Annotated in this window: 15 protein-coding genes; 3 read left to right on the forward strand and 12 right to left on the reverse strand. The window is 59.0% G+C overall.

Annotated features, from left to right (window positions below):
• Positions 1-82 precede the first annotated feature (82 nt).
• The 12 genes from ACR1XU_RS18370 to ACR1XU_RS18425 all read right to left on the reverse strand — a co-directional run bounded on the left by ACR1XU_RS18370 (position 83) and on the right by ACR1XU_RS18425 (position 11,565).
• Positions 83-346 carry a hypothetical protein gene (locus ACR1XU_RS18370; protein ID WP_170614006.1) on the reverse strand — a complete coding sequence of 88 codons (264 nt, stop codon included), beginning with the start codon at positions 344-346 and terminating at the stop codon, positions 83-85.
• On the reverse strand, positions 303-1,826 hold the full coding sequence (locus ACR1XU_RS18375) for a cytochrome D1 domain-containing protein (protein WP_480907935.1): 1,524 nt from the start codon (positions 1,824-1,826) through the stop codon (positions 303-305). The genes ACR1XU_RS18370 and ACR1XU_RS18375 overlap by 44 nt, the downstream gene beginning before the upstream one ends.
• Positions 1,827-1,902: 76 nt before the next feature.
• Positions 1,903-3,117, reverse strand: a complete 1,215-nt coding sequence (gene nirJ, locus ACR1XU_RS18380) for a heme d1 biosynthesis radical SAM protein NirJ (RefSeq protein WP_480907937.1) — start codon at positions 3,115-3,117, stop codon at positions 1,903-1,905.
• Positions 3,118-3,120: 3 nt separating this feature from the next.
• Positions 3,121-3,615 (reverse strand): siroheme decarboxylase subunit beta, encoded by a 495-nt coding sequence (gene ahbB / locus ACR1XU_RS18385; protein WP_170614003.1) that lies wholly within the window; start codon positions 3,613-3,615, stop codon positions 3,121-3,123.
• Positions 3,612-4,061: an Lrp/AsnC family transcriptional regulator gene (locus ACR1XU_RS18390; RefSeq protein WP_170614002.1), complete on the reverse strand. Its 450-nt coding sequence runs from the start codon at positions 4,059-4,061 to the stop codon at positions 3,612-3,614. Before ACR1XU_RS18390 ends, ahbB (ACR1XU_RS18385) begins: the two co-directional genes overlap by 4 nt.
• On the reverse strand, positions 4,058-5,047 hold the full coding sequence (gene ahbB / locus ACR1XU_RS18395; protein WP_170614001.1) for a siroheme decarboxylase subunit beta: 990 nt from the start codon (positions 5,045-5,047) through the stop codon (positions 4,058-4,060). The genes ACR1XU_RS18390 and ahbB (ACR1XU_RS18395) overlap by 4 nt, the downstream gene beginning before the upstream one ends.
• Positions 5,048-5,050: 3 nt before the next feature.
• A complete protein-coding gene (locus ACR1XU_RS18400; protein ID WP_480907939.1) occupies positions 5,051-6,196 on the reverse strand; it encodes a cytochrome D1 domain-containing protein in 1,146 nt (381 codons plus the stop codon).
• A complete protein-coding gene (locus ACR1XU_RS18405) occupies positions 6,193-6,480 on the reverse strand; it encodes a c-type cytochrome (protein WP_480907999.1) in 288 nt (95 codons plus the stop codon). Before ACR1XU_RS18405 ends, ACR1XU_RS18400 begins: the two co-directional genes overlap by 4 nt.
• A 73-nt stretch (positions 6,481-6,553) precedes the next feature.
• On the reverse strand, positions 6,554-7,315 hold the full coding sequence (gene cobA / locus ACR1XU_RS18410; RefSeq protein WP_480813155.1) for a uroporphyrinogen-III C-methyltransferase: 762 nt from the start codon (positions 7,313-7,315) through the stop codon (positions 6,554-6,556).
• A gap of 201 nt (positions 7,316-7,516) precedes the next feature.
• On the reverse strand, positions 7,517-7,924 hold the full coding sequence (locus tag ACR1XU_RS18415; protein ID WP_480907942.1) for a cupredoxin domain-containing protein: 408 nt from the start codon (positions 7,922-7,924) through the stop codon (positions 7,517-7,519).
• A 52-nt stretch (positions 7,925-7,976) separates the two neighbouring features.
• Positions 7,977-9,764, reverse strand: a complete 1,788-nt coding sequence (locus ACR1XU_RS18420; protein ID WP_480907943.1) for a NapC/NirT family cytochrome c — start codon at positions 9,762-9,764, stop codon at positions 7,977-7,979.
• Between the two features lie 124 nt (positions 9,765-9,888).
• Positions 9,889-11,565: a cytochrome D1 domain-containing protein gene (locus ACR1XU_RS18425; RefSeq protein WP_170613995.1), complete on the reverse strand. Its 1,677-nt coding sequence runs from the start codon at positions 11,563-11,565 to the stop codon at positions 9,889-9,891.
• Positions 11,566-11,800: 235 nt separating this feature from the next.
• On the opposite strand from ACR1XU_RS18425, the gene ACR1XU_RS18430 reads away from it, so the two are divergent.
• The 3 genes from ACR1XU_RS18430 to ACR1XU_RS18440 all read left to right on the forward strand — a co-directional run bounded on the left by ACR1XU_RS18430 (position 11,801) and on the right by ACR1XU_RS18440 (position 14,912).
• Positions 11,801-12,979 carry an NnrS family protein gene (locus ACR1XU_RS18430; protein ID WP_480907945.1) on the forward strand — a complete coding sequence of 393 codons (1,179 nt, stop codon included), beginning with the start codon at positions 11,801-11,803 and terminating at the stop codon, positions 12,977-12,979.
• Positions 12,980-13,078: 99 nt separating this feature from the next.
• Positions 13,079-13,528, forward strand: coding sequence for a c-type cytochrome (locus tag ACR1XU_RS18435; protein WP_170613993.1), 450 nt, complete (start codon positions 13,079-13,081; stop codon positions 13,526-13,528).
• Between the two features lie 16 nt (positions 13,529-13,544).
• On the forward strand, positions 13,545-14,912 hold the full coding sequence (locus ACR1XU_RS18440; protein WP_170678681.1) for a cbb3-type cytochrome c oxidase subunit I: 1,368 nt from the start codon (positions 13,545-13,547) through the stop codon (positions 14,910-14,912).
• The last annotated feature ends 4 nt before the right edge of the window (positions 14,913-14,916 follow it).

Genomic DNA, 14,916 nt, shown 5'->3' on the forward strand with positions numbered 1-14,916 from the left:
CCAACTCGGCGTTCTTTCCCGAACCCTATGGGATTCTCTCAAGCAGAAACTTGACTTAGGTCAGGTCCGAGAAATTTTGCACCTATTCATCGGCCTCGTCCATCAACCCGCGCAGCCAGCGCCCGGCCAGCCATGTCGCTGGAATCCCTAAAGGAATCGACCAAAGGATCGCCGGAACTGGTTCAATCGCGCCGAACCCGGCGCTGTGCAGGATCAGGCCAAGCAAAAACAGGTTGATGGCCACGGTCAGTGCGGTGGCCGGGTACAGCAGTATGGCCAGTTTCCAAACCGACCATCTGCCCTCAGTGGCTGGTGCCTTCCGAGAAGGTGATCTTGTTCCAGACATTGTATTTCCCCGAAGGTTTGCGCATCGGCAGACGGCGAACTTCCTCCAGCGTCTGCGCATCATAGACGATCACCGCGCCGTCATCCTCCCAGATCGAAACCAACGCATGGCTGCCGTCCTTGGTAAATTCCACGTGGGCCACGGTTTCGCCCGGAGCAGGTCGCAGAGTCTTTATGATTTCAAGGCTTTGCTTGTCGATGACATGCATCGCGTCCTTGTTGGGTCCAAAGAACACGTCGGCCCAGACGTAGGGTGAGTTCTCATGGCTGCGCATGAAGAACCCGGGCCCTTCGGTCTTGATCCGCTTGACGGTTTCCCATGTCTGCATGTCGATCACCGACACGGTGCCATCGGTCAAATGTGGAGTGGCCATCACGGTTGTATCACCGTGCTGCCATGTGATGCCCGACCCCAGATGCGGCATCCCCGGCAGGTCCAGATCGGCCACTTTCTGACCGATGACCAGGTCGATCACCTGCCCGCCTTTACCATCGCGGGACGCACCCATGACGTATTCGTAGCTCTGATCGAAAAAGAAGTCGTCCAGGTAGTCCGGCGTCGTGATCTTGCGCACCGGGAAGGGGTCAGGGTTCTTGAACTGCCCTTCGATGCGGAAGTCATGACCCAGCCCGGATTGCGGCGGGTTGGCGCCATAAAAGACCTCCCATATCTCGGGCACATCTTTCAGCGCCAGAACAAAACTCTCGCGCGGCGGAGCCTGATACACGGCCGAAACACGGCTGCCCTTGCCCTTCTTGCCTTTGATCTCGATGACCTTGGCAACCGACAGATCCTCTGTCGACAACAAGGTCAGGGTGTTAGGCAGGTAATTTGCCACGGCCACCCATTTGCCGTCGCCTGACATAGCGATGTTACGGCTGTTCAGGCCGGCGCGCACACGACCCACCTGTTTCAACGCCCAGATGTCATACTTCTGCACCCAGCCGTCGCGCGACATGATGAAGACATATCGCCCGTCGGGGCTGAACTTTGGCCCGCCATGCACGGCAAAGGGTGTCTCGAACCGGTCGAGAACCTCGAACGTGTCACCATCCAGAACGCTGACATGGTGATCGCCAGTTTCAACGACCAGCGTGATGTTCATGGGGTCACTGTCCCAGACAGGGGCATCAACCGATGTGTAATCCTCGTCCAGAGCACGGCTGGCCATAATCTCGGCCTCACCCCATTCCGGGTCGGTCTCCAGCGGCGATTTCAGCCAACCTGCCAATTCCTCGATCTGCAGGGCGTCAAGCTCATGCGAAAACCCCGGCATCTGTGTCGCCGCCCGCCCTTCGGCAATTACTGCGGCAACACGGGGGCCGCGCATGCGTTTCAAGGTCTCGGGGATCAGCGCCGGACCCACACCGCCCAGACGGCTCTCACCGTGGCACGATGCGCAATGCTCGGCATAGTCTGAAGGCGCATCCGCCCATGCCGCCCCGACACTGAGGATCGAACACAAGACCCCGATCTTCATCTTTTTACAAATACTCCCGCCGGAGGCTTCAGAACTCACCACCCGCACAGGTGCTGGGTGAACAGAACGCCCATTATCAAAAGAACTGATGCGCCGGATCATGACGTTTCCCCCGGAACGGCGTGACCTGCAGACGTTCGCCCGCGTCGTCCACGCCGATTTCTTGATTTGACAGATAGCAGGCCGGATCTTCGGCCCAGGGATCGCCGGTCAGTTGCAAGGCGCGAATGCGGGTGTTGCCGCCACACACATCCTTCAGCTGACAGGCGCCACAGCGCCCCTTCAGCGGGCGGGGGCGAGTGCGCAGCATGGCCAGCATCGGGTCATCACTGGTCCAAAGCTCTGAGAACGATTTTGTCTTCACGTTGCCGACCGTGTAGTCGGACCAATAAGTGTCGGGATGCACGCGACCGAGATTGTCGATATTGGCAACACCCAGACCGCTGGAGTTGCCACCCCACGCGGCAAGATGTTCGCGCACTTGCGCCTCTTTCTCTGCATCGAAACGCGAACGTACCCAGTTCAGAAAATACCCAGCATCCGCGTCGTTGTTGCCGGTGACGATATCCAGCGGTCGCCCTCCAGAGGCCGCCTCCCATGCGCGCTCCAACAACAGGTCCAATCCCTTGCGGGTGCGCAGATGCTCGGCATCCTCCCCCCGGTTCTTGTCGCCACGTCCGGCATAGACCAGGTGGGACAGGTAAAACTTGTCCACTCCCTCGTCGTCACACAGTTTCAGCAGGTCGGGCAGGTGATGCTGGGTCCCTTCAGTCAGACAAAACCGCAGACCAACCTTGATGCCGCGTTTCTTGCATTCACGTACGCCGCGCAGGGCGTCGGCAAAAGCACCCTTGACCCCACGGAACCAATCGTTCGTGGCCCCGATCCCGTCCAGCGAGATGCCGACATAGCTGAACCCCACATCGGCGATCATGTCAGCGGTTTCGTCGTAAATCCGCGTTCCATTTGTCGACAGCGCCAGCATCGGCACCAGATCGCGGGCGCGTTTCGCGATGTCGAAGAAGTCGAACCGGTCCAGCGGCTCCCCACCCGAGAGGATCAGGGCCGGGACGCGAAACTGGCCCAGATCCTCAAGGGTAACCATGGCTTGCTCGTGGCTGAGCTCACCCGGGAAGGCCACATCCGCCGAGACGGTGTAGCAATGGCGGCACTTCAGGTTGCAGCGCCGTGTCAGGTTCCAGATCACCACCGGCTTCACCGGACCCGGACGCCGTTTGCGCACCGGTGTCGGTTTGACCAATTGATGCATGTATTCGGTCAGGCGGAACATGTTTCAGCCTTTCAATTGCTCTTTGGATTTCAGGCGCAACCCGGTTTTTTTCAGGATGCGTGTAGAATAAAGGATGTCTTTGGCGCGGCAGGCGTCGCCCAGAATGGCCGTGATTTCTGCCCGCTTTTCTTCGACCTCGGTCCGGTCCGAACCATGGACCATGGCAAAAAGGTTATAGGGCCAGTCGGGCAGGGCGCGCGGGCGTTCATAGCAGTGCGTAACATAGGGCAGCGCGCCGATTTCTGCGCCCAGTTCGGCAACACGGTTGTCGTCCACATCCCACACGGTCATTCCGTTCGACGTCATGCCCAGCTTGTAGTGGTTGGGTGCCGCAGCGATACGGCGGATCACCCCGCGCGATTTCAGACCCGCAAGCCGAGAAAGCAAGGCGTCTTCGTCCATGCCCAGGGTTTCGGCCACACTGGCATAGGGGGCAGGGACCAGCGGCAGGCCGCCTTGCAAAGCCTCAATGATCTCTCTGTCTTTTGCGTCGATCATGCTGCCACCCGGAAGCCTATGAAAAATTCCTGTAGTTTGGGGAACTGCAGGACGGCGATCCCGGTTTCCCTTTCGATTGCCTCGGCCGCTGTTGCAATCCCTTCAGGTGTTTCGGTCGCCAGAACGAACCACATGTTCAGCCGGTGCGTGCGTTCATAATTATGGGCCACCTCGGGGTGCGCATTGACTTTGGTTAGGACGGCTTCGAAATTCTCGGGTTCAACAGCCATGGCACAGAGGCAAAAAGCCCCCCCCATGGCGGCTGCGTCGAAGAACGGGCCAAACCGGGTAATCACACGCTCTTTCTTCATCCGGGACAGGCGATTCAGCAAATCGCTTTCAGATATGCTCAACGCGTCTGCCACGGCGGCGTAGGGGTTCGGTACCAATGGCAGGTCGTCCTGCATCCTGTTCAGGATTCTGCGATCAATTGCGTCGAGTGTCATGCGGCGGACTCCTTCGGTTGGATCAGCGCGCCGGTCTGTTTGAAGCAGCGGGTCGAAAACAGAACCTTGTGCCGCGCACCGGTCAGCTCCTGAAGCTCGGTCGCGCCAGCCAGCACCTCATACGCTTCGCTCCGCGAGCGGGCGTGGATCATGGAATAGAGCCGATAAGGCCAGACCCCCTCGACCGGATTGCGTTCGTAACACAGGGTGATCCCGGGATGGGCCGCAAGGGCCGGTCCAGCAGTGTCAATCTGATCGGCGGGAAGGTCCCAGACGACCATCGCGTTGGCAGACCATCCGAGTGCACGGTGACGCACGATGACGCCCAAACGCGAGATGATGCCCGCCTCGTGCAGGCAGCGAATGCGCGTCATTACATCTTCGGGCTCTCGACCCAGCGACCGGGCCAGCGCCGCGTAAGGGTCACCGACAAGTGACAGGCCCGAGCTCAGTGACTGGAGCAAATCACGGTCACCGTCCTGCATGGCCGACCGGTCGATCCGACGCGCGCTGGGAACGCGTCGCGCGCCACCGGACATGCGGAACCCCAGATCTACGTTGAAGGGGCGCACCAGCCGCAGGTCGAGAACGCGAAGTCCGGTTTTTTTTCTGATCCGGGCCAGCGTGTTGTCGACATGTGCGCGATCCGGCCCGGTGGCGACGAACCAGAGGTTCCAATCATCTTCCCGCTGGTAGTTATGGTTCACGCCCGGTTCCGCGTCGATCAGGGCAGCAATCTTTTCAATGCGGTGCTCAGGTGCCGCAACCGCAGCCAGCGTGCTTGCGGAAACCGCGCCGGGCGCGATGGTCGCCCCGACACGCGTGATCCGGCCTGCCGCCCGCATGCGGGCCAGCCGGTCGATCACATCGGCCTCGCTGAGCTTCAGTGTGTCGGCCACAACTTGGAAAGGGCGTTCGGTGACTGGAAAGTTGCGCTGGAAATCATCCAGAAGGTGGCGATCGATCGGGTCGGTGATATGGCACATGGGTTACAGGCCTGTTCTGTGCGCGCGGGCGGTGAAGAAGATGCCCGATGGGCTGTCCGCTTCGATTTCACGCAGTTTTTCAAATGTTTGCGTGTCGTAGATCATGACCTTGTTGGCATCCCGGACGCTGATCCAGACCTCATGCCCGCGCGGCGTGAACTCCATATGCAGTACGGCGGGGCCGGGTTTGAATTCGTGGATGATGTCCTTGCTGACACTGTCGATGACCTGGATCGTATCGTTCAGCGGGTGGGCGAAGTTGACCCAGACTTGCCGCCCGTCGGGCCGCGCCATTGCAAAGACCGGCTGGCCATGGGTTTGGGTACGCCCGGTCTCGGTCAGGGTATCGGCGTTGATCCACAAGACCTCGTGATGGCCAACAGCGGGCAGAACGAATTCACGACCGGTCAGCGCCCAACCTTCAAGATGGGGCATCTTGTAGACGGGCATCTCTTCTTGCCCGCGCCCGTAATCGGGCAGCACGCGGATGGGTTGCGGGGTGTCAGCCCAGAGGTCCAACGCCGTTAAGCCGTCTTCGCCAAACAGGCCGGTGATATAGGTCCGGCCATTTGAAGTTATCAAAGCGTCGTAGGGGTTTTCACCCATATCGGGGATTTTGGTGATTTCCGGCGTACCTGAGGAAAAATCGGCTATCCAGGTCTCACCCGTGTCCCACATGGTGAACACGAACCGCCGACCGGGCGCGTCAACCAGGCCGATGGTTTTGCTGCCGGTCGGAATGTCTGCGACCATTTCAAGCGTATCGGCATCGAACACGCGCACGCCGCCGGGTTCATAGTTGGACACTGCCACCAGCGTACCATCGTCAGAGATTGCGCCGCCGATGGCGTTGCCCGCCTGTACAACACGATTGGCAATCTGGCGGGTGACAATGTCGACCTTGGTCAGACCTCCATCGCGGCCGAACACGTAGGCGAAACGTTCGTCGGGCGAATAGACCAGCGACGCATGGGACAGATCGCCCAAGCCTTCGATCCGGGCCAGCGCCGTGCGCTCGGATTGATCGACCAGCAGGACTGAACCCTGTGCCCGTTCGATCACCAGCCCGAGGTCGCCGGTGGCGGTGGGTTCCGCCTGCGCAGTGGACATCATAAGGGTTGCGGCAAGGCCGAGGATGAGCTGTTTCATTGTGCCTCCGGTTCCAGCAGGTAACGAGCGATCCACTCGGCCTCTTCTTCTGTGATCAAGGGGCGCCAGGGCGGCATCGCGGTGTCCGGGATTCCGTCAAGGATGACGCCGGTCAGAACTTCGGCGTCGTAATGTGCAAGAGTTCCCGCACGCAAATCGGGGCCTAGGCCCCCCGTCAAAGACAACCCGTGGCACGATCCGCAATCCTGATGGACAAGCCGCTTCAGAGCGTTGGGGTCCAGCGTATCGGCGGCAATTGCCGAGGTTGCCACCAGCACGGCCATGGTCAGAACGGTGCGCCCGGCCCATCCTGACTGCGGATTATTGCGGGCCGGCGCGGTATTTTGGCGACCTAGCCTAGCCATGAGCCTGTTCCAATAACTCGGCCACGGGTCGCTCGGAATATAGCGAAACGACCTGACCGATGATGAACAGGGTAGGGGCCGCAAGTTCCGCCTGACGCACATCCGCAGCCAACCGATCCAGCCGGGAAACAAGGCGGCGTTCTGCGCGGGTGGTTGCCTTGGCGACCGCCAGAACAGGGGTCGATCCGGGCAAGTTTTCGGTCATCAGACCCATTGCGATCTGACCGATGTTGGCAACGCCCATATAAACCACCAGCGTCGAATCCGGGTCGGCCAGACGTTTCCAGTCCAGATCTAGAACCTTGTCTGCCTGCCGGTGCCCGGTGACATATTGGACCGAGGTCGCAAGGCCCCGATGGGTCAGTGGCACGCCCGTTGAACAAGACGCGCCTTGTGCCGCTGTAATTCCGGGCGCGTATTCGACCTCGACGCCGTGGTCCATCAGATAGGCGGCCTCTTCCGAACCGCGGCCAAAAATCATCGGGTCGCCGCCTTTCAGGCGCGCCACAGTATGGCCAGCGCGGGCCTCTTCCAGCAGGATTTCGTTGATGCGGTCTTGTGGGACAGTGTGGCATTTCGGGGCTTTGCCGACAGGTATGAGTCGTGCCCCTTCGGTGTGCATGGCAAGGATTTCGTCCGAAACCAATCGATCATAGACCACCACATCCGCCTGTTGCAGCATCCGCAGGGCGCGCAGGGTCATCAGCTCCGGATCACCCGGTCCGGCACCAATTAGAAAAACCTTACCGCTCATGTGCAAACTCACTTGTCCTGAATGTCGTCGGAACCCGGTGTTTCCTGCGCGAATCCAGTGTGATTACGGGACGTTGCTGGGTGAACCGGGCGTGTCATGACGGCAGGTTGGCGCATTCACGGTTCAACCTCCTTGACATAAGTTAAGGAGCGCGGGATTTGCATCCGCGCTCCTTACTTCTGCCCGTATGTCTGCTTCTGCTCAGGGATCTACTGTGATCATTCCGATCATGTTCTGTGTCTCCCAATGCGGACCGCACAGATAGTCCTGCGGCCCCGGGGTGAGGAAGGTCAGATCAACCGTTTCCTCGGGAAACAGCCGGTCGCTTTCAGGTTCGCTGCCGTCTTTCAGCAGCACGCTGTGGCTGGTGCGTTTGTCCACGTTCACCCAGCGGACCGTGGTTCCTGCTTTGACCGTCAGTTCGGCAGGGCAGAAATTGTATTTGTACATCAACACAACTTCGGCGTCCTCAACGGCCGACGATGGTTGGTCGAACAATTCGACATAACGTTCTTCGGCCTCGGCGCAGATTGCGGCTGTGCCTTCGTCGGCCGCAAGAACCGGTGATGCCAGAAACAAAAGTGCAGGAAGAAGTCTTTGGGTTTTCATGATCCAATCTCCTTTCTGAAAGGATTGGGGCCGGATCCTCCGGCCCCATCCGCTACTGTTTCACCACGTTGATATTTGCGCTGTCGTCGTCCAGCGCGAGGCTGGTGTTCAGCGTCACATGGTGGAACCGCGCACTGGCATAGTCATCGTGGATTGCAAAGCCGACCGTATAGGTCTGCCCGGGTTCCAGCGGCACATCACCCGGCGCACCGGAGTTCAACGGCCGCGTGAACACGACAGTCCACATTCCGCCGGAAAGCTCGGCCGAGGCAGCGATTTCACCGTCATTGACCACGCGCTGATCTAGCAGATAGCCGTTGGTTGCACTGCCATCAGCATAGACCCGCATCAGGTCAAGGTAGGTACCGTCGGCCAGGTATTGCTCAATCTGCTCGGCAGACTGAAGCTTGTCCCAACCACCCAGGGGCTTGCCACGTCGGCCCTTGACTTCAACCTCGGTGCGGCTTTCGCTGATGTATTTGGTAACTGTGTCCTGCGCGGTCAGGCGTCCCGTTACATCACCATTGGCGGCAATGGCATCCGCACCCGGGTCAAAGGGCATGTAGCTGTTGTCGGCGTGACATGAAGCCCAGCAACCCACTTGATCACCCAGTTCAATATCTGTGCCGGTGATCATCATGGCGACCTTGATCTGGTTGTCGGGGTCCATTTTGCCGCCATCAACGAACGGGGCAGGGCTATGGCCCGCATCCGGCCATTGCAGACGGATATAAAGGTTTTCATCGTCATGTGCCGCCTGAACGGTTGCGTCGATCACCCCACGTTTGCCCGGGATCGGGGTCGGTTCCAGTTCGCCGCCGGCAACGATCTTGTTTCCGATGGTGTCCAGTTCCTTGGCGTGACAGGTCGAACACTGATCGCCCCCCTTGGTCAGCGGACGGGCACCGCCGTGGGTCTTGCCGTTTTGCACCCATTCGAACGACGCCTGACCGGGGTAGAACAGTTTCAGGTCCGCACTGGCCACGGCATTCCAGTCGATGTTGGAAGCGACGTCGCTGCCACCGCCGCCCGCAGGCGCGGCCGAGGCCTCTCCCGCAGCGTTGGCGCGTTCTTCCGCCACAGCAGCGTCAACAGCGGCCGCAATCTGGGCCTGAACAGCCTCTTGCTGGGCTTGTTTGGCGGCTTTTTCCGCGTCGGCCTCGGCGGCCTCCAAGGCTTCGATCTTCTCGAGGCTGGCCAGATATTCTGGCGGGATCGGCCGGACAAACGCAGGGTTCGGGGCTTCCAACTCTTCCAGATACTCGTCGGTTGCACGGTCCCGGATGTTCGAGTGCGCAATCCCCTTGTGGCAATCGATACAGGTCTGACCGGTTTCCATCGCGTTCAGGTGTTGCTGACGGGCGCGGGGTTTCTGGAATTCGGGCATCATCGATTCGAAATCGTGGCAGTTACGGCACTCGCGCGAGTCGGTAGCCTTCATCCGCTCCCATTCGTTCATCGCCAGATGGATGCGTTTGGCTTCGAATTTCTCTGGGGTGCTGATGGTCCCGACCATTTTGCCATAAAGCTCTTTGGAGGCCTGGATTTTGCGGATGATCTTGTGGGTCCAGTCCTTGGGCACGTGGCAGTCTGAACAGACCGCGCCCACGCCGGAACGGTTCACATCGTGGATCGTGCCGGTGTATTCGGTGTATATATAATCGCGCATCTCGTGACACGAGACACAGAACTTCTCGGTGTTGGTCGCTTCCATGGCAGTGTTGAAGCCGCCCCAGAAGATGATGCCTGCAGCAAAAGCGGCAGCGAGACCGGCCACGGGCATTCCCCACAGGAAATACCGGCGCCAGATCGGTGGTTTTTTATCCGGTTCGGAGGTCATATCCGTGCTCCGTTATGGCTGTCTTGTCAGGCCTTGTGTGGCAGGCCGGTGAGTTTGGCTGATAGGTCAAACGAGGAAAGGGCGGGCGAGGGGCCCGCCCTTTCCGGTTCTGGATGCGATCCCGTCAGGTGACGTGGTTCGAACGGTTGTAGACGTTGAACTTGCCGGTCGGGGCATAAAGCCCTTCGATGCGGCCAATTTCTTCCAGCGTCTTGGCGTCGAAGATCACGATCTGACCGTTGGGTTCTTTAGAATCCGACAGGTTCCATTTGGAAACCCAGACCTCGGTACCATCCGCGTTGAACTCGAAGTGAACAGCGGCGCTGCCTTCATCTTCGGTGATCTGGATGGTTTTTACGATCTCGCCGGTCTCTTTCGAGATGACCTGAACGGACTGCTGAATTTCCGGTTCCGGATGTTTGGTCTGGTCAGCCCAGATGTAATCCGAATTCGGGTGCGTGCGGATAAACAGGCCGGGGCCGTCGGTTTCCACTTCGTAACAAACCTTCCAGGCATCGTCCGGACGGTTCTCTGGGTCGTTGCCCCAGACTGTCACGGCACCAACACCAAGGTGGGTTGTACCGGCAACCGGACCACAATTCGGGTCAACCCAGTTGGCGCCCGGGCCGGGGTGCGGCAACGCAGCCGTGTCGATCATTGCCTCAAGCTTGTGAGTTTCGGTGTCGACGACAACCATCTTGTTCGACGCGTTCGCGGCGATCTGGAAGTAACGGCCTGTCGGGTCGAAGAACCCGTCATGCAGGAACTTGGCACTGTCGATCTTGTCGATCCGCAGGTTCTCCAGGTCGGTATAGTCGACCTGCCACAGCTGACCCAATTCCTTGATCGCGACAATCCAGGTTGGCTCGTTCGGTGTGGTGTAGATTGCGGCCACGCGGGCCTCTTCCACATAGTCCCCGTCCACGTTCACGCCGCGTGTCGATACAACCTTGACCGGTTCCATGGTCTGGGCATCAACGATTGCGAAATGCGGCGGCCAGTAACCACCACCGATGACGTATTTGCCGTCGCCGGAAACTGCCACATCGCGGGCGTCATAGGCAATCTTGACCTCGGAAACCAACATATTCTCAGGCTTCTGCCAGAGGTCGATCTTGGTCATCTTGCCGTCGCGGCCCATGGTGTACCAGAAGCGGCCCGGATGTTCCGGTTCGGTAGTGCTGTGGTGTTCGGATGCTTTCAGAACGTGGACAGCGTAACCGGTCGGGATGTGTGTCAGCACTTCTTTGGTGTCGCCGTCGATCACGGCCACTTTACCTACGTCACGTTCGATGACGACAAAGAAGTTCTCCCAGTTGCGGCCATGCAGCGGTTCGGTCGGATAGTCGGCTTCTTCGACATAGACCTTGCGTGTCGCTTTCATCTGTTCCAGCGACATCTCAGGCGGCTTGGGGGCCTCCATCATAATGTATGTCGCCATGTCCTTTATTTCCTGCTCGGTCATGATGTCCGAGAAGTTGTTCATGCCGCCTTCGGTCCCCCAGGCGATGATCTTTTCAAGACGTTCCTGCCCAAGCGCGAGGGTGCCGCCTTCGGTCACGGTGCCATCGGCTGCGGTTTTCTTCCAGTGGGGCTCAAGGTTTTTGCCTGTGGCGCCTTTACGCAGAACGCCGTGGCAACCTGCGCATTGCTCGAAATAGAGCTGTTTGGACGATTCAAACGCTTCGTCGCTCAATGTTGGCTCTTCGGCGAAGACTGGTGCAGCGACGCTGCCCAGCAGCATCGCCAAACCGACCCCAAAGGCGCGGCCAGTTTTGTTGTAGCTGATTCCAAGTGACATGATCACTCTCCATTTGCTGGTGAGGCAGGCTGGAGACTGAAACATCACGGAGATGTTATCCTTGACCAAAGTCAACGGAAGGGACGGAAACGGGTTTGTACACAGACTGAAATGCAAAAATAATTCCTAATAAAACAGGTGTTTCCGGGTCATGTTTTGCGACGGTTTTGATTTTGGTTAAGTCATCCGGGCCGCCGGGCTGCTACGTGTGGCAAAACGGTCTAGGAGAGCAGAAATGCCCACGATCATCACCCGTATTTTTGGTGAAGGATTCCGAGTTTTTTTCCTGTCTGCAGGTCTCTACGGCCTGTTTGCCGGCCTTGTCTGGGGGCTGTGGCTGGCGGTGCCGTATTTGGCACCGGATTACGGCATGACACCGCCTATGTGGCACGCGCATGAGATGATTTTCGGCTATGCCACAGCAGCTTTGGGAGGGTTCTTCCTGACCGCGGTGCCGAACTGGACCGGTGCGCCCGACGCGCGGGCTCGCTTCATCGCACTGGCGGCAGGGGTCTGGCTGGCCGGCCGGATGGCAATGTGGTTTTCCGGGATAGTGCCGCCGCTTGTGGTCGCGGTTTTGGATCTGGCCTTTGTGCCAATTCTGGCAGCCAAGATCGCCACACTGCTCATCCGCCGTCCCAAGCCGCAGAACATGGTGTTTCTTCTGCTGCTAAGCCTCATCTGGGTCGCGAACCTGCTGACCCATCTGGAATGGGCTGGTATTAGCGACACACTGCAAACAGGTCTGCGAGCAGGCTTGCTGACACTCTGTGCGATGATCGCCATTCTGGGGGGCCGGATCACTCCCGCCTTTACACGCAATGCAATGAAACGCGCCGGAGAGCCCGAGGCGAACTGGCCGGTCTCGGTGGCGGGCCTGGACAAGGCGGGCATGATTCTGGCCTTGGTTCTGCCCTGTGGCGTTCTGGTATTGGGCGCGACGGGCACGGCCGGAGTGCTGGGGCTGGCCCTTGGCGGTGTGCAAATCCTGCGCATGTCGCGCTGGCGCATGATCTGGTCCGCGCGGCAGCCAATCCTGCTCGCGCTGCACCTGGGACTTGGAATGCTGGCGCTGGGGCTGATTCTTTGGGGGCTTGCGGCATTGGGTTTCGGCAACGAGGTTGCTGCGCTGCACGTTCTGGGCATCGGTTGCGTGGGCGGCATGACCCTTGCGGTCATGAGCCGAGCTGCGCTGGGGCACAGCGGACGGGATCTGATCGCACCCGGCCCGATGGTCGTGGCCTATGGACTGATGGCCGCGGCAGCGATCTCGCGCTGGATCGCGGCGGATATGGAATCTGGCTATCTAGTTGCGATGCTGCTGTCCGATGGACTCTGGGTCAGCGCCTTTGTGCTGTATCTGATCGCCATGTGGCCTGCGCTGACGGGTCCACGGCTGGGGCACTCAAACTGAATCTGATTTCCTGTCGCAAGTCTTGACTTTCGTTAAGGCGATACCATGACCCACCCGCCATTCTGAGCAAACTAGCTAATCTGCGCAAAGGAGAGCGCGATGCGAGAAGTCATGACAAAGAGCATGGCTCGCAATATATTCTATGGCGGGTCACTGTTCTTCATTCTAATCTTTCTGGCCCTGTCGGCCCATTCCCACCTGTATATCGTCAATTCCGAAAACGCGGCAAAGCTTGACGAAAGTGTGGTTCGCGGCAAGCACGTCTGGGAAAAACACGCCTGCATCAACTGTCACTCGATTCTCGGCGAAGGGGCCTACTTCGCCCCGGAAGTCGGTAACGTGATGACCCGTTGGGGGGTGCTGGACGACCCGGAATCAGCCTTTGAATCCCTCAAGGGCTGGATGGAGGCGCAGCCGACCGGCATTCCCGGTCGCCGACAGATGCCCAATTTCAACCTCAGCGACGAAGAACTCCGCGACCTGACCAATTTCCTGATCTGGACGGACAATATCGACGCTCAGGGCTGGCCGCCCAACGAGGCAGGCTGAGAAAGGGACAAGGACAATGAAATACGAATCCCAAAAAATCGCCTACGCCTACTTCGCAGTGGCAATGGGCCTGTTCGCGATCCAGGTGATCGGCGGCCTGCTGGCCGGACTGATCTATGTATCGCCAAACTTCCTGAGTGAGCTTCTGCCGTTCAATATCGTGCGGATGCTTCACACCAACTCGCTGATCGTCTGGCTGATCCTGGGCTTCTTCGGCGCTGCTTACTTCCTGATCCCGGAAGAGGCCGAGCGCGAGATCCACTCGCCCAAGCTGGCCTATCTGCAGCTGATCATTCTGGTCGTCGGCACGCTGGGCGTGGTCGTGACCTATGTCTTCAACCTGTTCGAAGGCAACTGGCTGCTGGGCAAAGAAGGGCGCGAGTTCCTGGAACAGCCCAAATGGGTCAAGGCGGGTATCGTCGTGGCTGCGCTGATCTTCCTATACAACGTGTCGATGACCGTTCTGAAGGGCAAAAAGACCGCTATCACCAACATCCTTTTGTTGGGTCTGTGGGGTCTGGCGCTTTTGTTCCTGTTCGCTTTCTACAACCCCGGCAACCTGTCCCTGGACAAGCAATACTGGTGGTACGTTGTCCACCTGTGGGTCGAAGGTGTGTGGGAACTGATCATGGCCTCGATCCTGGCCTATCTGATGCTGAAGTTGACCGGTGTTGACCGTGAGGTGGTTGAAAAGTGGCTCTACGTCATCGTCGCTGCCGCACTGTTCTCGGGCATCCTCGGCACCGGCCACCACTATTACTGGATCGGTACACCCGCCTACTGGCAGTGGATCGGATCGATCTTCTCGAGCCTCGAGGTGATCCCGTTCTTTGCAATGATGGCCTTTGCCTTCGTCATGGTCTGGAAAGGCCGCCGTGACCACCCCAACAAGGCCGCACTGTTGTGGTCGCTGGGCTGCGCCACATTGGCCTTCTTCGGGGCCGGCGTCTGGGGCTTCCTGCATACGCTGCACGGTGTGAACTATTACACCCACGGCACGCAGATCACGGCCGCACACGGTCACCTGGCCTTCTACGGCGCCTATGTCTGCCTCAACCTGGCGATCTTCAGCTACGCGATGCCGATCCTCAAGAACCGCGATCCTTATAATCAGGTTCTGAACATGGCGTCCTTCTGGCTGATGACAGGTGGTATGGTCTTCATGACCTTCGTGCTGACCTTCGCCGGGACTGTTCAGACACACATGCAACGTGTGGTCGGTGACTACTTCATGGATGTGCAGGATCAGATCGCGATCTTCTACTGGATGCGCCTTGGCTCTGGCCTGGTCGTGGTCCTTGGTGCGCTGCTGTTCATCTACTCGATCTGGGTCCCTCGGAAAGAGGTCATTGAACCCGGCGCAGCTGAAACTCCTGCGGAGTAATGGA

It is taken from the genome of Ruegeria sp. D1(2025) (assembly GCF_056536425.1).